Annotated in this window: 22 protein-coding genes, 1 tRNA gene and 1 pseudogene; 10 read left to right on the top strand and 14 right to left on the bottom strand. The window is 64.6% G+C overall.

The features are described 5' to 3' along the window. Window positions 1-30: 30 nt before the first annotated feature. The 7 genes from MJ605_RS02455 to rsmD form a co-directional block, all read right to left on the bottom strand. On the bottom strand, window positions 31-873 hold the full coding sequence (locus MJ605_RS02455) for an MBL fold metallo-hydrolase (RefSeq protein WP_243039267.1): 843 nt from the start codon (window positions 871-873) through the stop codon (window positions 31-33). 8 nt (window positions 874-881) lie between these two features. Then, window positions 882-2,588 (bottom strand): gamma-glutamyltransferase, encoded by a 1,707-nt coding sequence (ggt, locus tag MJ605_RS02450; RefSeq protein ID WP_425600975.1) that lies wholly within the window; start codon window positions 2,586-2,588, stop codon window positions 882-884. A 186-nt stretch (window positions 2,589-2,774) separates the two neighbouring features. Next, window positions 2,775-4,694, bottom strand: a complete 1,920-nt coding sequence (locus MJ605_RS02445; RefSeq protein WP_243039265.1) for an NAD(P)/FAD-dependent oxidoreductase — start codon at window positions 4,692-4,694, stop codon at window positions 2,775-2,777. A 32-nt stretch (window positions 4,695-4,726) separates the two neighbouring features. Then, window positions 4,727-4,978, bottom strand: a complete 252-nt coding sequence (locus MJ605_RS02440) for a YfhL family 4Fe-4S dicluster ferredoxin (RefSeq protein WP_243039264.1) — start codon at window positions 4,976-4,978, stop codon at window positions 4,727-4,729. A 209-nt stretch (window positions 4,979-5,187) separates the two neighbouring features. Beyond that, entirely contained in the window at window positions 5,188-5,679 is a 492-nt protein-coding gene (locus tag MJ605_RS02435; RefSeq protein ID WP_243039263.1) for a hypothetical protein, read from the bottom strand. A 194-nt stretch (window positions 5,680-5,873) separates the two neighbouring features. Continuing rightward, window positions 5,874-6,401, bottom strand: a complete 528-nt coding sequence (gene coaD / locus MJ605_RS02430) for a pantetheine-phosphate adenylyltransferase (protein ID WP_243039262.1) — start codon at window positions 6,399-6,401, stop codon at window positions 5,874-5,876. A gap of 84 nt (window positions 6,402-6,485) precedes the next feature. Continuing rightward, window positions 6,486-7,058, bottom strand: coding sequence for a 16S rRNA (guanine(966)-N(2))-methyltransferase RsmD (gene rsmD / locus MJ605_RS02425; protein ID WP_243039261.1), 573 nt, complete (start codon window positions 7,056-7,058; stop codon window positions 6,486-6,488). 74 nt (window positions 7,059-7,132) lie between these two features. On the opposite strand from rsmD, the gene ftsY reads away from it, so the two are divergent. From ftsY to MJ605_RS19390, 8 genes and pseudogenes are all read left to right on the top strand, one after another. After that, on the top strand, window positions 7,133-8,281 hold the full coding sequence (gene ftsY, locus MJ605_RS02420; RefSeq protein WP_243039260.1) for a signal recognition particle-docking protein FtsY: 1,149 nt from the start codon (window positions 7,133-7,135) through the stop codon (window positions 8,279-8,281). A gap of 12 nt (window positions 8,282-8,293) precedes the next feature. Beyond that, window positions 8,294-9,388 carry an AsmA family protein gene (locus tag MJ605_RS02415; RefSeq protein WP_243039259.1) on the top strand — a complete coding sequence of 365 codons (1,095 nt, stop codon included), beginning with the start codon at window positions 8,294-8,296 and terminating at the stop codon, window positions 9,386-9,388. Next, window positions 9,385-10,416 (top strand): A/G-specific adenine glycosylase, encoded by a 1,032-nt coding sequence (gene mutY, locus MJ605_RS02410; RefSeq protein WP_243039258.1) that lies wholly within the window; start codon window positions 9,385-9,387, stop codon window positions 10,414-10,416. The genes MJ605_RS02415 and mutY overlap by 4 nt, the downstream gene beginning before the upstream one ends. A gap of 23 nt (window positions 10,417-10,439) precedes the next feature. Further along, window positions 10,440-10,718 carry an oxidative damage protection protein gene (locus MJ605_RS02405; protein ID WP_243039257.1) on the top strand — a complete coding sequence of 93 codons (279 nt, stop codon included), beginning with the start codon at window positions 10,440-10,442 and terminating at the stop codon, window positions 10,716-10,718. A 66-nt stretch (window positions 10,719-10,784) separates the two neighbouring features. Then, window positions 10,785-10,860, top strand: a tRNA-Phe gene (locus MJ605_RS02400). 185 nt (window positions 10,861-11,045) lie between these two features. Beyond that, entirely contained in the window at window positions 11,046-11,765 is a 720-nt protein-coding gene (locus tag MJ605_RS02395; protein ID WP_243039256.1) for a reverse transcriptase family protein, read from the top strand. Window positions 11,766-11,890: 125 nt separating this feature from the next. Then, window positions 11,891-12,196, top strand: coding sequence for a hypothetical protein (locus tag MJ605_RS02390; protein WP_243039255.1), 306 nt, complete (start codon window positions 11,891-11,893; stop codon window positions 12,194-12,196). 96 nt (window positions 12,197-12,292) lie between these two features. Continuing rightward, window positions 12,293-12,425 (top strand): annotated as a pseudogene (locus tag MJ605_RS19390) (transposase); the annotation flags it as partial. 487 nt (window positions 12,426-12,912) lie between these two features. On the opposite strand, the gene MJ605_RS02380 reads toward MJ605_RS19390, so the two are convergent. The 5 genes from MJ605_RS02380 to MJ605_RS02360 all read right to left on the bottom strand — a co-directional run bounded on the left by MJ605_RS02380 (window position 12,913) and on the right by MJ605_RS02360 (window position 19,160). Beyond that, entirely contained in the window at window positions 12,913-13,926 is a 1,014-nt protein-coding gene (locus MJ605_RS02380) for a GlxA family transcriptional regulator (RefSeq protein WP_243039254.1), read from the bottom strand. Between the two features lie 42 nt (window positions 13,927-13,968). Next, window positions 13,969-14,367: a DoxX family protein gene (locus tag MJ605_RS02375; protein WP_243039253.1), complete on the bottom strand. Its 399-nt coding sequence runs from the start codon at window positions 14,365-14,367 to the stop codon at window positions 13,969-13,971. A gap of 959 nt (window positions 14,368-15,326) precedes the next feature. After that, window positions 15,327-17,162 carry a penicillin-binding protein 2 gene (mrdA, locus tag MJ605_RS02370; RefSeq protein ID WP_243039252.1) on the bottom strand — a complete coding sequence of 612 codons (1,836 nt, stop codon included), beginning with the start codon at window positions 17,160-17,162 and terminating at the stop codon, window positions 15,327-15,329. A gap of 32 nt (window positions 17,163-17,194) precedes the next feature. Beyond that, window positions 17,195-18,577, bottom strand: coding sequence for an FAD/NAD(P)-binding protein (locus MJ605_RS02365; protein WP_243039251.1), 1,383 nt, complete (start codon window positions 18,575-18,577; stop codon window positions 17,195-17,197). 7 nt (window positions 18,578-18,584) lie between these two features. Next, on the bottom strand, window positions 18,585-19,160 hold the full coding sequence (locus tag MJ605_RS02360) for a cysteine dioxygenase (RefSeq protein ID WP_243039250.1): 576 nt from the start codon (window positions 19,158-19,160) through the stop codon (window positions 18,585-18,587). Window positions 19,161-19,309: 149 nt separating this feature from the next. Between MJ605_RS02360 and MJ605_RS02355 the strand changes: the two genes are divergently transcribed. Then, window positions 19,310-19,513 carry a hypothetical protein gene (locus MJ605_RS02355; RefSeq protein ID WP_243039249.1) on the top strand — a complete coding sequence of 68 codons (204 nt, stop codon included), beginning with the start codon at window positions 19,310-19,312 and terminating at the stop codon, window positions 19,511-19,513. Window positions 19,514-19,696: 183 nt separating this feature from the next. After that, window positions 19,697-20,161, top strand: coding sequence for an Hsp20 family protein (locus MJ605_RS02350; RefSeq protein ID WP_243039248.1), 465 nt, complete (start codon window positions 19,697-19,699; stop codon window positions 20,159-20,161). 360 nt (window positions 20,162-20,521) lie between these two features. Here MJ605_RS02350 and MJ605_RS02345 read toward each other — a convergent pair whose 3' ends face one another. Then, window positions 20,522-20,980 (bottom strand): host attachment protein, encoded by a 459-nt coding sequence (locus MJ605_RS02345; protein ID WP_243039247.1) that lies wholly within the window; start codon window positions 20,978-20,980, stop codon window positions 20,522-20,524. A gap of 228 nt (window positions 20,981-21,208) precedes the next feature. Then, on the bottom strand, window positions 21,209-21,448 hold the full coding sequence (locus MJ605_RS02340) for a nucleoside/nucleotide kinase family protein (RefSeq protein ID WP_243039246.1): 240 nt from the start codon (window positions 21,446-21,448) through the stop codon (window positions 21,209-21,211). Window positions 21,449-21,582: the final 134 nt, after the last annotated feature.

Below are 21,582 nucleotides of genomic sequence, written 5' to 3'. Positions count from 1 at the left end.
GCTCCCCTCCCCTGTCGCGGGTTCATTCCGCTAGCTTCGCAATTCGCGTTGCTCGTCCATCGTGCCATAGCGCCCGCGCTCGTCGCGCGTCACGACGGCGGCGGCGCATGCGTGGTCGTGGGTGAAAAACAGCCGTACCCCGCGCGCCAGCTTGTCGTCGAGGAAAGCCTGCTTCTCCTCGATGAGCGCTTCCGGATAGCGGTCGTAGCCCATGGTGATGGGCAGGTGCACCCAGAAGCGGCCAGGGATCAGGTCGGCGCAGAACGCCATTCCGCCCACCTCCGCCAGCATCAGCCCCGGCGTATGGCCGTCCGAATAGCTGAAGCGCACCGCCGGCCCCAGCGCCTGCGCGTGCTCGCCCTCCACCAGTTGCAGCCGCCCGCTAGCTTCCAGCAGCGGCGGCAGCTCGGGCACGAAGGAGGCGCGGTCGCGCGGATGCGGCTCCAGGGCGCGCCGCCAGTGGGCGGCGCCGACCAGATAGGTGGCCTTGGGGAACAGCAGCCGTGGCGGCTGCCCTTCCTCCCACGCGGCGAGCAATCCGCCCGCGTGATCGAAATGCAGGTGCGACAGCACCACCGCATCGATGTCCTCATGACCCAACCCGGCCCCGGCCAGCGAGTCGAGCAGCACGTGGCGATCCTCCACCACGCCGTAGCGCTCGCGCAGCGCCGGCGCGAAGAACGCGCCGATGCCGGTCTCGAACAACACGTTCCGGCCGTCCAGGTCCTTCACCAACAGGCAGCGGCAGGCCAGCGGGATGCGGTTCTGCTCGTCCGGCGCGATCCAGCGCGACCACAGCGCCTTCGGCGCATTGCCGAACATGGCGCCACCATCGAGCTTCTGCGAATTGCCCATCAACGACCACAGTTGCATGGCGGATCCTATTGCACCTTGCCCAGGCCCGACTCGCGGCGCGGGTCGCTGGCCGCGTCGAGCCTGTTGGTCTTCAGGTCCCAGGTCACCACGTTCATGTAGCCCCAGGGGCTGCGCTCCTTCAGCGTATGGCCCATGCGGGTCAGCGCGTCGGCGGTGGCGGGGTCGAACGCGCCCGGCTCTACGTCCACGCGGTCGGGCATGTACTGGTGGTGGTAGCGCTTCTGGCCCACGATGCCCGCGGCATCCTTGCCGTCGATGAAGGCCAGCACGCCCTCCAGCACCTGGGTGATGATGGTGGAGCCGCCCGGCGAGCCGATCACGCCCACGCGGTCGGCGCCGAACACGATGCTCGGCGTCATCGACGACAGCATGCGCTTGCCCGGCGCCGGCGCATTGGCAACACTGCCGAGCAGGCCGTAGACGTTGGGCTTGTTGGGCACCAGCGCGAAATCGTCCATCTCGTCGTTGAGCAGCACGCCGGTGCCCGCCGCCACGAAGGTCGAGCCCATGGTGTAGTTCACGGTCAGCGTGATGGAGGCGATGTTGCCGTCCTTGTCGATCACCGAGAAATGCGTGGTGTGCATGCCCGGATCGGTACCGGTGCTGACCGGCAGCATGGACGAGGGCGTGGCCTTGTCCGGCAGGATGGTCTGGCGCAGGCCCGCCGCGTAGTAGGGCGACAGCAGCATGTCCAGCGGCATCTTCACGAAGTCCGGATCGCCGAGGTAGTCGTTGTGGTCGCGGAACGCGCGGCGCATCGCCTCGATCACGAGGTGTGTGCGATGGGCCTCGTCCAGCTTGCCCAGGTCGTAGCCAGACAGGATGTTGAGGATCTCCGCCAGCGCCACGCCGCCCGAGGACGACGGCGGCGCGGTGACCACGCGGTAGCCGCGGTAGTCCACCACGATCGGCGCGCGCTCCTTCACCTGGTAGCCCGCCAGGTCCTTGGCCGTCCAGTTGCCGCCGGCGGCATGCACGGCATCCACCAGCTTCCCGGCGACCTCGCCGCGGTAGAAGCCATCGAAGCCGTGCGCGCCCAGCAGCTCCAGCGTGCGCGCCTGGTCCGGATCGCGCCAATGCTGCCCCTTCGTGGGCACCTTGCCGTCCGGCAGGTACTTGGCCACCGAAGCGGGCCAGCGGCGGATGTCCTGCTCGCGGCCGGCGATGGCGTCGGCAAGGCGGCCGTCCAGCTCGAAGCCGTCGCGCGCGATGCGGATGGCCGGCGCCAGCGACGCCGACAACGGCAGCTTGCCGTAGTGCGCGGCCAGCCAGGCCAGGCCGGCCGGCTCGCCGGGAATGCCGGCGGAAAGCGGGCCGTTCAACGCGGTGTCGCGGTTGGGCTCGCCGTTCTTGTCGAGGTAGTCCTTCGGATCGACCGCCGCCGGCGCGGTCTCGCGGGCATCGAGGAACACCTCGCGCCCGTCCGCACGATGCAGCACGGCCATGAAGCCGCCGCCGATGCCCGAGCTTTCCGGTTCCACCACCGACAGTGTGGAGGCCACCGCGATGGCCGCGTCGAAGGCGTTGCCACCCTTGGCCAGTACTTCGAGGCCGGCCTCGGTGGCGTGGAAATTCGCGCTGGCGATGGCGGCATGGCCGGGGCGTGCGGCGGGCGCGGGCGCATCGGCGCAGGCGAAGGACGAAACGAAGACCAGTAGCGCGGCGGACAGCCAGACGGCCGGCGTCCTCGATACGGGGGCAACCCTGTTCATCATGCGGGGAATCCTTGCGGCATTGCGGAGGCGGAACACGAAATGCGGCTCCGCAGCAAGATTACATCGAATGACGCATCTCTTCCCGCGCAAGCATTGGACCTCGCATAGCGGCGATCGACGCGCCGCCATGGATGGTAGGCACCGAGTGAGCGCGCCCATCCCGGAGGAAAGGCCGCGCCCCGGTCAGGCGGTGAGCTTGAGCGCCTCGCGCGCCGCGCGGGCGCCGTGCTCGAAAGCCCCCCGGTAGTTCTGCGCGCCGTTCAATTCGGAGTGGGCGATGATGATGCGGCCGTAGCCCTTGGCCACCACCTCGCGCGCGGGTGGCTTGCCGTCCCGGCCGTAGTAGAAGCCCGGCGGCTGGATCACCCGCGCGTGCCCCCAGCGGTTGAGCACGATGCCGGCGATGTCGCGGGCGGGGTCGAAGCCGGTGCCGGCGAACATCTGTGCCATCTGCATCCGGATCTGCCGCTCGTACTGCGCGTAGCTGGTGGCAAGCAGGCGGGTGCGGCCCAGCACGCCCTGGGTGTGGGCGTCGTAGCCGGGCGTGTACAGGCCCATGTAGAAGGTCAGCAAGGCCGGCCGGTCCGGATGCAACGGCGGCTGGTGTCCGGGGGCCACGATATTGCGGCGGATATTGGCGGCGAAACCGAACAGGGTGCCGTCATCCATCCAGCGGACGGCCGGCGCCCCCAGCCGGTAGAGGAAGCGCCAGTGGCGCACGGCCACGTTGGCGATCAGCGCGGGGGCATAGCTGAACTCGCCATAGGCCTGGCGGATGGCATCGGGCAGGTCCGCCAGCACGTGCTTGTTGACCCAGCCGCCCGAGGCCATCACCACCGCGCGGGCACGCAGGCGATAGGTATTCCCGCCCTTCTCGTAGACGACGCCAACCGTCTCGCCCTGGCCCGCCAGCTGCTCGTGGGCCACCTGGATCACGGTGGCGCCCAGGCGAACCCGGGTCGGCTGGCCGGGGCGGTCGAGCAGCGCGAAGTTCACCTTGCCCGAGAGGATGCCGGCGAAGCTGGTATCCGCGCCCATCGAGCCAGGCACCAGCCCGCTCATCAGGTACCTGGCGAAGGTAGCGTTGCCGCCGGGGTAGGACATGGTCAGGTGCCGTTCGCCAGGGCCGGCAGAGGTCACCAGGCCGTGGCCCACCCGTGCCGACACCGCGTCCGCGCTCACGCCCCCCAGCAGGCCCACCATGGGCTGGGCGAACCGGGTCACCTGCGGGTCATAGCCTTTCACCACCTCCAGGTAGTGCTGGTAGGTGATGGTGTCGAGGAAGCGCGGATCGTCCTGCCCGCTGTGGCCGACGTCGGCACGCCAGCGCAGCAGATCCCGGCGTTCGGCCTCGCCGAAGGGCGTGCGCGCCAGTTGGTCGCTCCAGATGTTGAGTTGCCAGCCCGGGGTCTTGGCGCCGTCCTTCTCACCGAAGTAGTAGGCGACGTCGACCATGTCCTCCTGGAAACCGTCCATGTTGGAGTAGTTGTCCTGGGAGAAGCGCAAGGGCTTGAGCGAGGCGTCCCAGTCCTGCAGCGAGTATTCGCGCGGGATGGCGAAGTCGGTGAAGAACTCGTCCACCACGCCCGAGCCGGGCTCGGGCGGGTAGAAGTCGTTCGAGCCCTGGGGGCCGATCAGGTGCACGCCATCGACCAGGAAATCGTTCTGCCGCGCCTCGCCCCCGAAGATCGGGTGATTGTCCAGGATCAGCACCTTCCTGCCGCCGCCGCTGAGCTTGGCGTACTGGTGCGCGGCCATCAGCCCGGTGAGGCCACCACCGACGATCACCAGGTCATAGGCCTCGCCGGTGTCCTCGGGATGCGGTGGCGCGGCCTGGTATATGCCATCGCGGATCTTGTGCGCCGACTGCACCACCGCGTAGGTGTTGCCGTTGGCCTGGGCATAGTCGCCGATGCCGCCGTAGCCATTGAAGGCCTTGGCCGCGTCTCCACCCACCGGGGCGGCCTGCGCCAGCACGTGGGCCGGACAGGCCGCGCCGAGCAGGGCCACGCCCGAGCCCAGCAGCGCGCTGTTGAGGAAATCGCGCCGGGTCATGGCCACACCCATGCCCAGCTTCTCGTCTTCGCGCTTGTCGTTGCTCACCGCATGCCCCTCGTCCACGCCATGCCGACGGATCAGCCTCTGGCCATCAGGGCACGATACTTGAGGTCGAGCTGTTCATGCGTCTCCGTATGCTCGGGATCGACGATGATGCATTCGACCGGGCACACGTCCACACACTGCGGTTCGTCGTAATGCCCGATGCATTCGGTGCACAACGACGGGTCGATCACGTAGTACTCCTCGCCCAGCGAGATGGCCTTGTTGGGACAAACCGGCTCGCAGACGTCGCAATTGACGCAGGTATCGAGGATCTTCAGGGACATTCGGCAAGTTTACATGCTGGGCGCCGCAAAAATTCGCTGTGGGAGCGCACCCTGTGCGCGACTACCGGGCAGCGGCGCTAACGCCTCGTAGGCTTGTCGCGCACAGGGTGCGCTCCCACATGGGCATGGATATGAGCCCGGCAACGCCCAAAAGAAAGGCCCGCGGCACGAATGCCGCGGGCCCCGATGGATCGCTTCGGCGAACCGGCTTACATGTTCACGTAGCGCACGGTAGCGCCGGTCGGCTGCAGCGCGGCGGTGACGCGGTCCTTGTCGCCCGCATCGCCGATCACCAGCACGATTACGTCCTTGAACGAGCCCGGCTTGGCGTCCTTGAACGCCGCGGTCACGAAGTCGCCGGTCTTGGCCGAATCCGGGCCGGCGAACACCAGCATGTTGCCCGGCAGCACGCCGCGGGCGACGGTGTCCTGCACTTGCTCGAGCTGGCGCTGGCGCAGCGCATTGGCGTCGTCGGTGTCGCCCGCCGGCACCAGGTAGGGGAACGGACGGTCGGCCGTCATGCCCTGCATGTTCTTCTGGACGATCTGGCCCAGGTAGGCGTTCCACGCCTTGGAGTCGTTCGGATCGGTCGGCTTGGAAACGGCTTGCACCTGCTCGGTCGGCTGCTGGGCTTCTTCCTGCTGGCTGCAGGCGGCGAGGCCGGTGATCGCGAGGGCGGCGAGGAGAGCGTACTTGTACATGGTGGTCACCTTGGATGGTGGAATCTGGACAATGAATCCATTGGATGGCTGGACCATACGGCCGCCATGGCGACACCGCCGTGCGAGCCTTGCGCTTCCCCGGTCCGGCGAGCGACTGTCCTGTCCGCAGGATGCGGGCGAGGATACACGACGCCAGCCCTGGCCGACACTGGCAGGCGTGCTGCGCTGCGGCGTCACTCGGCCGTGCTGGCGCGGTCGCGCTGCCAACGCTGGCGCATCGCCTGCTGCACGGCCGGATGCACGAAGCTGGAGATGTCGCCGCCCAGGCGGCCGATCTCGCGCACCAGCGTGGAGGAGATGAAGCTGTACTGCTCCGACGGCGTGAGGAACAGTGTTTCCGCCTGCGGAATCAGGTGGCGGTTCATGCTGGCCAGCTGGAACTCATACTCGAAGTCCGATACCGCGCGCAGGCCGCGGATGATTACGCGCGCGCCCACGCCCTCGATGAAATGCGCGAGCAATCCGTCGAAGCCGCGTACTTCCACGTTCTTCAGGTCCGCCAGCGCCAGCCGCGCCAGCGCGATGCGCTCGTTGAGGCTGAAGCCCGGCCCCTTGCCCTTGTTGGGGCTTTCCGCCACCGCCACGATGATGCGGTCGAACAGCGGCGCCGCACGCGCCACCAGGTCGGCGTGGCCGTTGGTGATCGGATCGAAAGTGCCCGGATAGACGGCAAGGCGGTTGTTGACCGGCGGCTTGTTCACGAGACGGACCACTGGGGGGACAGGGGCGGCTAGCTTAGGCCGGTTCACCGCCCCCGCCTAGCCCATGCGGACCATACGCCCAGGTCAGGAAATGGCCGGCTGGCGACGGTAAAGCGCATAGCGCACCTCGCCCGCCCCGCCTTCCCGGTGCAGCGCCCAGGAGACCGGCAGCGCGGGCACCGCGCCCCTCGGTGATTCCACGTAGATCCAGGCCGATGGCGCGAGCCAGCCGCCCTGCTCAAGGCGCTGCGCCAGCGGCGCCCACAGGTCCAGCGCGAACGGCGGATCGAGAAACACCACGCCGAAGGGCTGGGCCGCGCCTTGTAGATAAGCCTGCGCATCCGCCTGCGCCACTTGCCCGCCCACCGCCTTCAGCCGCCGCAAGTTCGCGCGCAGGGCCTGCGCCGCGAGCGGATCGCGCTCCACGAACTGCACGGCCGCCGCGCCGCGCGACAGCGCCTCGATGCCCAGCGCACCGCTGCCCGCGCACAGGTCCAGGCAGCGCGCACCGGCGATCACCGGAGCCAGCCAGTTGAACAAGGTCTCGCGCACCCGCTCGGGCGTGGGCCGCAGGCCCGGCAACTCGTGGACGTCGAGGCGGGAATTGCGCAGCTGGCCGCCAATGATGCGGATGCGCCCAGGGCCTCGGCCGCTCATGCGGCCACCGGCTCAGCGGTGAGTACGGATGGGGGTGGTAGCATGCCGTCCATTGTCTTTGAATCACCGCCGCAATGCTCAAGTTCTGGAAGAAGAAACCCGCCGAGACGCCTCCGGGCCAGCCCGCCGTGCCCGCGCCGGCCGACGCGCCCGAGGCCGGTTTCGTCCACGCCACGGATGCCGCGTCGCTCGACCACGCCAGCCCCGCCCTGGGCGAGGCGCTGGTCGAGACTCCGCCGCCCGCCGAGGCCCCGGTCGAGGATGAAGCCTTCGAGCGCACCGCCATCGCCGCATCGGCCGGCCCGACCAGGCGCGGCTGGCGCGAACGCCTGGCCGGCAGCGCATTCGCCCGCGGCCTGTCCTCCCTGTTCAACCGTCACCCCAAGCTGGATGACGACCTGCTCGACGAGCTGGAGACCACCCTCATCACCGCCGACGTCGGCATCGAGGCCAGCACCGCGCTGGTCGAGGACCTGCGCAAGCGCATGCACAAGCGCCAGTTCGCCGATGCCGGCGCCTTGCTGGCCGCCTTGCGCCAGTCGCTGGTTGAACTGCTCACGCCCGTGCAGCAACCCTTGCACGTGGACGCGCCCAAGCCCTTCGTGATCCTCACCGTGGGCATCAACGGCGTCGGCAAGACCACCACCATCGGCAAGCTCGCCCGCCGTTACCGCGACGAGGGCCGCCAGGTGCTGCTCGCCGCCGGCGACACCTTCCGCGCCGCCGCGGTGGAGCAGCTCAAGACCTGGGGCGCGCGCAACAGCGTGCCGGTGATCGCGCAGGGCCAGGACGCGGATGCCGCCAGCGTGATCTTCGATGCGCTGCAGGCCGCGCGCTCGCGCGGCGCCGACGTGCTGATCGCCGACACCGCCGGCCGCCTGCACACCCAGGGCGGCCTGATGGACGAGCTGGGCAAGATCGCCCGCGTGTTGAAGAAGCTCGATCCCGGGGCCCCGCACGAAGTGCTGATGGTGATCGACGGCACCACCGGCCAGAACGCGGTGAGCCAGGTACGCCAGTTCCGCCAGGTCGTCGGCGTCACCGGCCTGGTGGTGACCAAGCTGGACGGCACCGCCAAGGGCGGCGTGGTGTTCGCGCTGGCCCGCGAGTTCGGCCTGCCGATCCGCTACGTGGGCCTGGGCGAAACCGCCACCGACCTGCGCACGTTCGATGCGCAGGCCTACGTGGACGGCCTGCTGCCCGCCAGCCTGGGCCAGGACTGAGGAGCCCCGCCGGTGCCGCGCTGGCTCCGACTCGGCCTGCTCATCGCCAGCAGCGCCATGCTGCTGCTGGTGGCGGTGGCACTGGTGGCGGTGCATGTGCTGCTGCAACCCGAGCGCATCACCGCCATGCTGCAATCGCAGGCGCGCCATGCCGGGCTGGAACTCAACCTCGCCAGTCCCGCCACGCCCGCCCTGTTCCCGCGCCCGGCGCTGGAGCTGGAAGGCATCACGCTCAACGCGCAAGGCGCCAGCATGCCGATCCTGCTCGCCGCGCGCGGCACGCTGGCGCTACCGTGGCGCACGCTGTTCCGCGGCGAAACGGTGATCTCCCAGATGCGTATCGATTCGCCGCGCGTGGACCTGGACGCGCTGCAATCGTGGCTGGCCGACCTGCCTTCCGGCCCGGCCACGCTGCCCGCCGACATCCCCCGCATCGACGCCGGCATCCACATCACGCGCGGCAGCCTGGTGCGCGGCAACCAGATGCTGCTGGGCGACGTGGCGCTCGACGCGGGCCGACTCGCTCCCGCCCATCCGTTCGTGCTCACCATCACCGCCAAGGATGCCCAGGACACGCCCATGGCGCTGCACCTGTCGCTCACCCCGCGCATCGATGGCGGTGCCTTGCGGCTGGACAACATCGCCCTGCGCCTGGCCCGCGACACCACGGTCACCCTGCAACTCGCCGGCAACGCGCGATGGCGTGGCGCGGCCGACGCCTCGGCGAGCCTCAACGGCAAGATCGACCACGCCCGCACCGGCATCTACGCCGCCTCGGTCGCCCTGACGCCGGCCAACGAGAGCAACCCCCTGATGCTGTCGCTCAAGCTCGATGGCCCCGACAACCATGCGGACCTGCGCCTGCCGCCGCTGGCCATGGCGGACTGGTGGGCGCTGCTCAACCACGATGACGGCCCGAGGCTCTCCGTACCGCCGGGCAGCGGACATGCCGAGATCGCCAACATCGATGCCGGCGACATCCACATCGAAGGACTCACCATCCAGACTGGCGACGATGTGCCCGCGCCCGCCGCGACCAGCGCCACGCCACCGTCCGCCGCCAAGCCCGCGGACGCCAAGCCCGCGACGCCACGCAAGACGCCATGAATCCCTTCGCCTCTGCCCTGCTGGCCTGGTTCGACGAACACGGCCGCAAAGACCTGCCCTGGCAGCATCCACGCGACGCCTACCGCGTATGGCTGTCCGAAGTGATGCTGCAGCAGACCCAGGTAGTCACCGTCATCCCCTATTTCCAGCGCTTCGTGGCGGCCCTGCCCACGCTGCGCGACCTCGCCGCGGCCGACGAGGACACTGTGCTCGCGCTGTGGTCAGGCCTGGGCTACTACCGCCGCGCGCGCTTCCTGCAGCGCGCCGCGCAGCTATGCGTGGAGCGGCACAATGGCGAGTTGCCGCGCGATTTCGAGGCGCTGGCCGCCCTACCCGGCATCGGCCGCTCCACCGCCGGCGCCATCCTGGCCCAGGCCCATGGCCTGCGCTTTCCCATCCTCGACGGCAACGTCAAACGCGTGCTTACCCGCTATCTCGGCATCCACGGCCATCCCGGCCAGGGCGCCGTGGAAAAAGCGCTATGGCAGCACGCCGGCGCGCTGACGCCAGCCGGGCGCGTTGCCGACTACACCCAGGCCATCATGGACCTGGGCGCCACCGTCTGCGTGCGCTCGCGTCCGCTGTGCGAGGCGTGCCCCTTCGCCGCCACCTGCGTGGCCAAACGCGACAACCTCACCGCCCAACTGCCCAGCGCCAAGCCGGCCAAGGCCCTTCCCACGCGCGACACCGTGATGCTGATCCTGCGCGACACGCAGGGCCGCATCCTGCTGGAACGGCGTGGACCGCAGGGCGTGTGGTCCGGCCTGTGGAGCCTGCCCGAGGCCGGCGACCACGACGGCGCATGGCGCGCCGCGCAGGCCCTGGCCAAGATCGACGACGCGCAAACACTTCCCTCTTTCATGCACGTGTTCAGCCACTACCGCCTGCAGGTGGAGCCGCTGCTATTCGACGCGGCGACAGCGCACCCGCGCATCGCCGATAATCCCGCCCTGCGCTGGTGCGACGCCGGCGAGCGGGCCGCCCTCGGCCTGCCTGCCCCCGTACGCACCCTGCTGCAGGACCTTTGAACCGCCACCGCGAGCCGTCATCCATGAGTCGTACCGTTCACTGCGCCAAGCTGGGCCGCGACGCCGAAGGCCTGGACTTCGCACCCTGGCCCGGCCCGCTGGGACAGCGCATCTACGCCGAGATCTCCAAGGAAGCCTGGCAGCAATGGCTGGCCCACCAGACCATGCTGCTCAACGAATACCGCCTCAACCCGCTCGACCCCAAGTCCCGCCAGTTCCTGAGCGGCGAGATGGAGAAATTCCTGTTCGGCGGCGAGGTGAAGCAACCGGAAGGCTATGTCGCCCCCGGTACGGAGTCTTGACGCAACCGGCCAGTTCCGATCTAATGCACGGCTCAACGCGGCATCTTCGATGCCCGTGGCCATCCTGGCCGGGTAGCTCAGTTGGTAGAGCAGGGGATTGAAAATCCCCGTGTCGGCGGTTCGATTCCGTCCCCGGCCACCATTGATTTCAAGGGCTTGCAGCGATGCAGGCCCTTTTCATTTTTGTACTCGCCTTCTCTGGTTGCCGCTCGGTTGCCGTTCGAAAAGTGCTCAGTCCGAGTAACAGTCTTTATGCGCCCAAACTTCGTGTCAGCGGACGAAGACCGGCGACGAAATAGGCAGCTTCAGCCTAAGCAAGTGCATCCAATGATGGCCCAGCCTGCTAAGACGATCTTATTCGGAGGCTACTTAGATGGCCCAAAGTTGGGTACCGATCATGTCTTTGGCTTCGTTGCAGGGCGCTCGCATGTCGACGCGGCACGAGTGCACGTTAATGCAAGATGGGTCCTGTCTGTCGACATCAGGGACTTCTTCCAATCAACACCGCAGCACCGCGTCGTTGATGCGCTGCAGGGGATCGGCTTCCCAGACGAGGGAGCAGAGCTCATAGCAACGCTCGCCTGCTTGCGAGGGTTCCTTGCTCAAGGTGCGCCAACAAGTCCAGTCATTTCCAACATCTGCTTCTCAGAGCTGGATGATTTCCTCAGCCAGATAGCCAACGACTATGACGTCAAGCTAAGCAGGTACGCAGATGACATCGTCTTCTCTGGAGAAAATGAGTATCCGAGCGAACTACACAGCCGGATCACTGCTCTTTTTGAAGGCGGGCCTTGGCAACTAGCCAGTCAGAAGACATCTATCGCAATCGCACCCAAGCGCCTGAAGGTCCATGGCTTACTCGTGAGTGGCAGCGAAGTGCGCCTGACCAAGGGCTACAGAAATAGGTTGCGGGCATACGACCATCTCACTAAGAAGAAGGGGCACGTCAAACCGGAAGACTTAGCCAAGATGCAGGGTCATCTTGCCTATGGCGACTTTGTGGCAAAGCTATCCAGCTCGGGCGTGGCGGCTCGGGACTTCCGGTAGTGATGTCCTCCAGTTCCTTTTGACTGGGATGGCGGGCATTGCCGCCGTGTTGCATTGACGGCAAGCTTATTGGGCCAGCTTTTAGGTTGGGCTTGAGCAATTAACCGTGAAAGGGGAGCGGGAACATGCGATTTCAACCGATCTGCGCCACGATTATTCTCGTGGTGTCTTCCGTCACAGTTGCCGGCTGCGCGACGTCCTCAAAGACCTACGGACCAGACGGCCGCGAGGCATACACGATTGGCTGTAGTGGCGCGGCTTTAGATTGGGGGCTTTGCTACAAGAAGGCTGGTGACATTTGTGGCAGTGCCGGTTACGACGTCGTTTCGAAGAATGGCGAACAAGGGGCCGTGGCCGGAGGTGGCAATGGCTCGTTCTTCGGCGGAACCACTGCGAGCCGTTCTTTGGTTGTTGAGTGCAAGAAGCCGTAGACGGCCGTGAACCGCCCCAGGAAGTTGGGAGGCTGGACCGCCCAGTTTTTTGTAGACATCTCGAAGCCATAATTCATGGCAACGACAGAGGTGTTTATGATCAGCAAGCAATACACGGATGAGTTCAAGGCCGAAGCGGTCAAGCAGGTGACCGAGCGTGGCTATCCAGTGGCCGAAGTGGCCAAGCGGTTGGGAGTATCCAGTCACAGCCTTTACGAGTGGCTGCGCAAGGCGAAGAACGCGGCACACGCGGCGGCAGCGATTCGGTGCTGCAATCGACGGCAAAGGATTCGGCGGAAGTACGGCGCCTGAAGGCTGAGCTCAAGCGCGTGACCGAGGAGCGCGACAGTTTGAACGGCGCTACGCGCAGAGCGGTTCCTGAGTGTCTAGGAAACTCTGGGCGGTTCAGGCGCTACGCGCAACACGGCTCGTGAGTGTCTACAAAAATCTGGGCGGTCCAGTTCCGACATGGCCAGAATATGAGTTTGGCCTAATCGGAATTCGCAGGCTTTGTGCTTTCCTCCTCGCTAAGCGCCTTTAGTCATACATGCAAAACGGGAGTCAAGATGGGTAAGTCGCGAGGGCCATTGTAGCCAGCACGATTACTAGGGAGTCGCACATGCACGTTCCTCAGAGAATACGTGCCAGTGCCGATGGCTGATGCTCCATGCCATGCGCCCCTACAGCTTCGAGCGGCACAGCGGACTGGCGTCCTCTCAGGAGGTCACCGCATCGGTGCGCCATGGCGGCGCGGCCTTCGCGGTTTGACGATAAGTCGCCAAGGGAACGCCATGCTTCTTCTGGAACGCCCGACGCATCACGTCCACGCTGGCGAATCCGCTCTTGCTGGCGATGTATTCCAGGCTCCAGTCGGTGGTGGCGAGATAGCGCGCGACGGCATCGAGCCTGAGGGTTTCGATGTGCTGGCCCGGCGTGGTCTTCAGTTCGGCGTGGAATAGCCGGATCAGCGTACGCCGGCTCACGGAAAGCCGCTCGGCGAGCCTTTCGATGGTGAGGTGCTTGTCGAGGTTTTCCAGCAGCCACACCTGCAAAGCCTGCAGGCGCTTGTTGGGCGTGTTCTGGCGTTCCAGGTGCAGGCTGTTCTGTGAATGCGTGGCGGAACGCCGGACGTAGAGCACCATCTCCTTGGCGATATCGTTCGCCAGCTTGTGGCCAAGGTCTTCCTCGACCAGGCTCAAGGTGAGATCGATGCCAGTCGAAAGACCGGCCGAACTGTAGAACTTCTCGTCCTTGACCCAGATCGGCGATTCGTCCACATCGATGGTCTGGTGCAGGCTAGACAACAAGTCGAGCAACCGCCAATGCGTCGTGACCCGCCGCCCGTCGAGCACGCCGGAGGCAGCCAGTGGAAAGGCTCCCAGGCAAACCGAACAGATGCGTCGGAACTGGTCCTGGTGCCGGACGATCCAATCCAAGGCATCGGTCGGATAGCAATTGATGGCAGACAGGCCCGACGTCACGATGAGGGTGTCGGTTTTTTCCAATCGCCCTCTATGCGACGACAGTTGCGCGACGGTCGCATGCGTGGAAAGGCTGACTCCGGCCTCGGTCTCCAGCATCGCCTCGTCCCTGGCATTGATGACCGTAACGGCATAGGGCGGATCCCGCGAAAGCAGGTTGGCGAGGCGAAAGACTTCAAGCGGTCCTGCAACATCGAGGATATCGACCGGCGGAAAGCAGAGGAGCGCAATGGATCGTGGATGCTTCATGCTGTTCACGCCGGCCTGTGTGCTTGCAACGGATGACAGGGTCTATGGCTTCCCTTCCGCTGGCGCCATCAGCATCAGGGCTCCGACGACCGTGAGATGCTCCATGACCACCAGCTTTTCCTTGAAGGCCTCCGTGCCGGTCATATTCCAGAAATCGTGCGCGATGGGAATGGTCAGCAGGGTGAAGAAGGCAAGCGCCCCCGCCCCTATCCATGCATGATGACCACCCCATATTGCCAGAATGGATCCAATCAGCAGGATCACGATGACAATGAAAACGAGTGCCCCGGCGGGGTAAAGATTGAAATGCTGGAACTCCTCCACCGTCCCCTGGAAATCGATGAGCTTGGCGAATCCGCTGAACCAGAACATGGAGGTGAGTATGAGCTTGGCCAGCGTGAGATATGCGGGACTTCGCAGGATTGGCTGCAATCCAGTCATGATGTTTCCTTCGAGGGAAAGGCCATGTCCGCAAGACATGGCTGGCATGGGTTCCGGGCCAGCATGGCCACAGGAACAGCGTAGTGATCGACGGCCGTGCGATGTTTCATGCCCTCGCCTGGGCATGAAAATCAGAGCGGCGAAATGTTAGGCACGCCCTGCCGGCATCGAGTGCCATTTTTCCGACGGATAGTGCCAATCGCTTGGGAAACGGCCTTTATGACGACATGCCGTGAGACGGATTGACGCTTTTGTGCCTATCGAATGCGTACCGCAATGGTCCCCGTGGTTCACTTCACAACCCCATTTATGACAACTCGACTATTGCCCGGAGTGCTCCTGCGCACTTGGGCACACGCGAGTTTGTGCATCCATAAAGACTACTCGATCATTCCAACGCCATAGCGCTCGTATCACTGCGCCAAGGCCAAGTTCCGCTGCCGAAACTCCCCCATTGCGGTGCGTGCGTGGTACGTAACGGAGGAATGCGCACTACTGCGCTCAGTCCTTGGCTTGTCATCTGCGACATCAGCAACCTTCGTGCCGGTGCGGTCACCCACTACCCGAGAGGACGTCGCTCATTTTCAATGGACCCCATGAGTCATCTTGGAAGCAGACAAACTACTTTTGAGACTCATCTGATTTCCTATAAACGTAGACACACAGAGTCTTTCATATGCCGATCGGCGGCCATCAACTCAGATCAAGGATAAGCCAATGAATGCGACAAGCAAGAAAGAGGAAATGGTGGAGTTAAATACAGAAGAAACCAATCTGATTTAGGGAGGAGTTGCGTTTGGTGACTTCTGGTGTGGCCCGGATGGTTGCTACGCACATGGCTGGTGGACTGAATTTTGGGCATACGAATCCTAGACGCGTGCAGCTACATTAGCTAGAAGCCGCTGGAATGTTCCAGCGGCTTCATATCCCATGACTGCTTATTCACGCCGCGCCCAAACTCACTTTATCTCTAGCCAGGCTTCAAGGATTCTCCGTACAATCGGACCTGCGTCCTGAGCTCCCCAGGCGCCAGCTTCAAGCATTGCCGCTGCAACGACGCGTGGCGCTTCAGCGGGCGCATAACCTATGAACCATGCGCGATGACGTGCTGCAAGATAGGCATTGTCTTTATTGCGATCATAATCGTTGGTACGGCGCGAAAAACGTTCCGCGGTACCACTCTTCCCCGCAACCACGTGTGGAAAACCATCGAACAGGCCTTTGGCTGTTCCTTCCTCGATAACCGCCTCCATACCAAGATTCACAACATCCCAGTGGCTTGGATTGCGGATCAACGTCGGCCCCTTGGGCGGACTGGGTAACAGTCTCGGAGGCTCTTTAAAGGAAGCGGCAGCCATCACCAATCTCGGCGCATAGGGCACGCCGCGCGCAGCGAAGGTTGCGGTAACATGCGCGAGCTGGAGCGTGGTGACATTCCAATAGCCTTGGCCGATTCCTGCAATAACGGTATCCCCCGAAAACCAAGCATGCCTGCCATGCAAAGCCTTCCATTCACGTGATGGCAAAATCCCTTCGGCCTCCCCCAGCAGGTCGATGCCCGTCTTTCTTCCAAAGCCAAGCGCTCCCATCCACTCGGTCATCCGGTCGATGTTCATATCCAGCGCAAGCTTATAAAAATACGTATTGGTCGAAAGCCGAATAGCTTTGACCATGTCCACCAAGCCATCGCCACCCTTCTTGTCATCACGGTAGCAACGCCGCTGCCCGGGAATGCAAAATTCGCCAGTGGACAGCACCGTGTCCTCTGGCCTACGGATGCCCATTTCCAGGCCTCCAAGCGCCAGAAATGGCTTGATTGTCGAACCTGGTGGATAAGCCCCCTTCAATGCTCTATTGAGCAATGGTTTCCTCTCATCCTCCAGGTAGGTCGCATAATCGGTGCGACTGATACCCATAACGAAAAGATTGGGATCGAAGCTGGGCACACTGACCATGGTCATCACTTGGCCATTACGCGGATCGATAACGACTGCCGATCCCGGCCTCCCTTCAAAAGCGTCCATTGCAGCCTTCTGCATGGCCATATCGATGCTCAGGTAAAGATTTTCCCCCGGTATGGGCTCATGCCTCTCAAGTATCCTTAGAACACGGCCATCCGCGTTCATCTCAACCAATTCGTAGCCCGGCTTGCCATGCAGTACATCTTCATACGAACGCTCCAGACCGTCGCGACCGATATGGCTAGTCCCCTTATAGATGTCTGCATCGATTCGCTTCAGATCATCCACATCGATACGACTCACGTAACCAATTACATGGGCAAGCAGTGGTCCATGTGGGTATCGACGCGATAGATAGGGCACCACATCCACGCCAGGAAAGCGCCATCGATTGACCGCGAAACGAGCGACCTCGTCTTCGGTCAAATGCATTTTCAATGGCACACTATCAAAGTGACGATTTTGGCTTAATCTCCTTCGGAACAAATCGATCTCATCATCGTCGATCGGTACAACACTGGAAATCGCCGACAGGGTCGATGTCATATCATTCACTTGCTCGGGAATGACTTCCAGGCGGAATGCCGTCACGTTCTCAGCCAGCAATATTCCATTCCTGTCATAAATCAACCCGCGTGCCGGCGGTATCGCACGCACTTTTACACGATTGCTTTCCGAACGCAGGGCCAACTCATCGTGGCGCCATATCTGTAGGTACTGATAACGTCCTATCAACAGACCAAAGCCTGCCCCGATAAGCAGGAAGCCAGCTACCGCGCGCGCGCGAAACAAACTACGTTTGTCACGTGAATTTCCGGACAAATGTTTGCTCACCATTTGATCCTGATACCAATAGCCATCGGGCTTTAGGCGACAACAAGGGACGCGGCCTTTTTCAAGGCATACGCCAACTCATTGGCCATGGAGCGTATCTCCGGCATGGCTATGCATTCCCAGAGGTTGCCGCACAGCATGGGACCGATGGCGTAAAGCCCCGGCCGGGCATGGCCCTGTGCGTCGATCAGCCGCCCATCGGGCTCGGCGGACAGTCCCAGTTGCAATGGGTCCGCCTTGACCAGGCCATCCCTGAGTAGCTGCATGATGAGCGGCCGGTCGGAAAGAGCGACTGACAGGTTCAGGCCGGTTGCCTGCACGACCATGTCTGCCTGCAAGACGGTCGGCTCGCCGCTCGCGCGCGTCCGCATCATGACATCCAGCGGGCCATCCCCATCGATGCCGACGACCCGTGCCGCCCTCAGCGTCAATCGCCCGCTGTCCAGCAAGCGCTGGATGGCCGCGGCCGACCGGGGCGGCGCGCGATGGCGCGAAACGTCCCATAGCCAGCGCAGATGGCGCAGGAACCGGCGACGCCCGGCCTCGCTCATGCCTTGCCAGAGTGTTGGATTATGGGGCCGCATGCCATCGATCAGGCTGCGCCAATCGAGGCCGGGATGGTCGCGCAAGGTACGACGGATCACTCTGAGCATCGCCAGCGGACTTCGGCATGACAACAGTGCCGCGTTCACCTCCGCTTGCGATGCAAAGACGGTAGTGGGCGCCTGCGCATGCACGGATGACCATAGGCCATGCCGCGAGACGGCGATGAACTCGGCATCCGGCCACCATGCGGATGCCGACAGCAACGTATCGACCGCCGTAAGGCCCGTGCCGATGACGATCACGCGATGCGGCGGGCGGGACGGGTACTGCGGCAAGTTCCATGGGTCCACCACATAAGCCCCGCTGGCGAGTGCCCGCGCGGTGGTGCCAGAAAAGGGAAGCGGCGGCAGGATGCCCAGGGCCAGCACGACGGCGCCCACCCGCAACGCATCGCCATTTGCCAGTTTCACCTCGTAGCCGCCACCATGTGGCGCGACGCTTACGGCCTCCAGGCCATGGAGGACATATGGCTGGCCCTTCGCCGCCGCCTCGGCCATGCGTGACGTAAGCTGGCTTTCGATGAAGTCGCCAAACAGCCACCGCGAGGCGAAATCCGTCTCAGGGAATCCCGGGCGCTGTCGGGCGCAGAAATGGGCGAAGCCCTCGTCCTCGTCCACGTACAGGCCCATGTGGCTGGCGCGAACGTTCAACAGGTGCCGTTCGTCCTGCGTGCCGTAGGCCACGCCGCGGCCCGGCACCGGCGTCTCTCCGGTCATCCAGTGCACGGTGCCCGCCGCGCCCCGGCGCAACAGCGATCCGAACACGGCTGCGCCTGCCGCGCCGCCACCGATGATTGCGATATCCGACATGGCTCCCTCACTCATGCTCACGTACCGATTGCTGCGCCGTAGCGGTCCAGCGCCCCGCTTCCTCGTCAAAACGGCGATAGCCGTCCAGCCATCCGCCGTAGAGATGCAGGGACAGGGCGGGATGCGTCGGCGATGGATTGCGACAACGGTGCGCATAGTCCGCATCGGTCACGCACAGGCAGTCGCCGGGCTGCGCCGTCATGGCTCCGCGGTAGTCGAGGCGCAGGCCGTCATCAGCCGATACCGCGAAGGCTTCCTCGTCCAGGGCGCCATCCAGCACGAACACCAGACCCCAAAGCCCGCCATGGTCATGGATGGGCGTGGCGTGGCCGGGCGGCCAGGCGATCAGCAGGGCCTCGTAAGCCTGCGCGTCCCGGCGCGTCAAGGGTATGCGGCGATAGGAGAACGCCTCGCCACGAAAGACGTCCTGCGCGTGCGGGCATCCATCCCAGCTGGCGATCGAGGCCAGCGCCTCCGACAGGTACGAGGCGTCGAGGCCACTCGATGCGCCGGCGAGGCCGTCCATGCAGGTGAGAAGGCGTTGCGTCCAGGCAGCGCGGCGTAACGCGGGCAGGTCATGCATGAGGGGGTTCCAACGGTGCCAAGGGCGTCGAGGACATGCATAGCCGATAGGATGAAGCCGATTCCCTGCGCCAATCAGCCATGACTGTGGCGTTATGACGCATTTATCCTTGGACCCACCCATATGGCGGCCGTTGCCGAGGAACCCTGATGGACGAGCAGAAAACCATCGATGACGCCTACCTGGATGCCATCCGCGGCATCTACGAGACCTTGTCGACGGAGATCCAACTGGCCAAGGGCGATGCCCGGCAGGAGGCCGAGGCCAAGGCGCGATTTACCGCGGGCATCGCCTTCGCCCGCCGTATCCATGCCATGGCCTCCGAGCTGATCGGCAAGCCGCCGGCGTCCTGACGGCAGCTTGCCCAGGCCCGTTTTCGCAAAGGTCAACGGTGTCTAAACGCATCGCGACGGCGATCTTGCAATCGCCCGGAGGCTGATTATTTTTCTGCTCCGCCGATCGCTACGGGATCGGCGGGCGCCGCGCCGACGGCGCGGTACAGTCCCTGAACCATGTTGCTACGAGAGGATATGGCTATGCGTACTGTTTTCGATCTTTCGCCCTTGCATCGGGCCAGCATCGGCTTCGACCGGGTCTTCGAGCTGCTCGAAACGGCCTCCCGCACCCAGGGGGACAATTGGCCGCCCTTCGACTCGGTCAAGCTCAGCGATGACCAGTACCGGATCACCATGGCCGTGGCCGGTTTCACCCGCGACGACCTGCAGATCTCCGTGCAGGACAACGTGCTGACCGTCAACGGCGAGCGCCACGTCGACCATGCCGGCGAGGTCCTGCATCGCGGCATCGCCAACCGGCCGTTCACGCGCAGCTTCGAGCTGGCCGATCACATGCAGGTCGTGAGCGCCAACCTGCAGGATGGCCTGCTGGTCATCGACCTCAAGCGCGACATCCCCGAGGCGCTCAAGCCTCGCAGGATCGCCATCGGCACCGAGAGCCCGCGCGGCGCCGACGTACGCCGCCTGGAGAGCCAGGCCGCGTAATCAGCGGCAGTCGGATGGTGCGGTTTCTTCGCCCGCGTGGCGGGATGGCGGCCTCGTGCCGCCATCCTTTTGTGGTGGTACCCCATCGCGATCCACTCTCCGCGCGCCAACCGGCGTCTTAGAGCTTGTTCAAAATCGTCGCTCGGCCCCTCCCCGCTGACGCTCATCGGTCTCCTCTGTAGGAGCGCACCCTGTGCGCGACCTCCTTTTGCCTCGGTCCGCATCGTTCGTCATCCTGGCGCCCTTTTTGCGGAGGCGCCGGGACGACGAGCCATGAGGCGAAAGGCGTCGCGCACAGGGTGCTCCTACAAAGGCTGCGTGCAGGGGGGAGGAGGGCCCACCAAGATTTTGAACAGGCTCTTACGCGCCGAGGATGGAATACAGGCGCTCAGGCAGGTGACCGCGTATCTCCGCGGGACCGTGCTGCACCAGGTTCTTGTCCACTTCCAGGATGACGCGCTCGCGCGTGGACACATCGAGGCGTTCGCGCAGGATGCCGAGAAAAGCCGGGGCGGCGACCAGGACCAAGGCATCGAACTTGCGTTCGGCGCCCGCCTTCTGCAGGAACCGGCTGAGCTCGATAGCGAAATGGTTCGCCTCGGAGACGGTGGCGGCGGTGTCCGGATCCTCGGCATGGCGCCCGGCGCCGACGCTGTCGAAGGTGCGCCCGGGGCGATCCGTCACCAGGTCGCCTTCCTGCAGCCGGCCTTCCGGATGAATGAATGCCTCCAGTTCTTCCAGCGGCCCGGTAGGCTGGCTGGCCTGGAACAAGCGCGCCACGGCACGGTTGGCCACCACGATCCACACTTTCTTTTTCATCTCGATCTCCCCAGGTCATGCCGCCAGGGATACCAGCCTGCACGGCGGGCCGAGGGCAGGTTCCGCGCGCCGGCGTCAAGCCGGTGTGAGCAATCCATGGATGCGATCGACGACCTGGCCCCTGGCTAGCCACAACGCCGTATGGCGTGGAGCAAGGCGGCCGCCCCGGCTTCCAGCGGGCTGCTTTCATTGACGATGGTCAGCGTCTTGTCGGGCATGGCCTAGCTTTCATGGCGCACCACGCGCTGCTCGATCTGCTCGGCCGTCCCCCCCGCCTTGCTCGCACAGGCGACTGGCCATGGTTTCGCGGCTGGCGGTGATGAGCACGGGACCCAGTTGCTCGAAGCGCGCGTTCGCCAACGGCAAGGCGGCACGCGAGCCGTTGACCAGCACGTCGGCGCCTTGCCACAGCCAATGCTCGATTTCCCGGCTTAGCCCGTGGCGCAGCCCATGCGCCTGCCAGGTCATGGCGAACAGCCCGCGCTATTCCCGCAGATCGAAATCCGCCGGGCTCAGGCCGATATGGCTTTCGCCGCCGACATGCTCCACCAGGGTGCCGTAGCGGTTCGCGCATACCACGCCGTGCGAAGGCCGTTTTCCCG

Origin of the sequence: Dyella sedimenti (genome assembly GCF_022760995.1) — a bacterium.
Lineage (GTDB): Bacteria > Pseudomonadota > Gammaproteobacteria > Xanthomonadales > Rhodanobacteraceae > Dyella > Dyella sedimenti.
The sequence above is the reverse complement of the archived record's forward strand: the minus strand, read 5'-3'. Positions and strand labels throughout refer to the sequence as shown.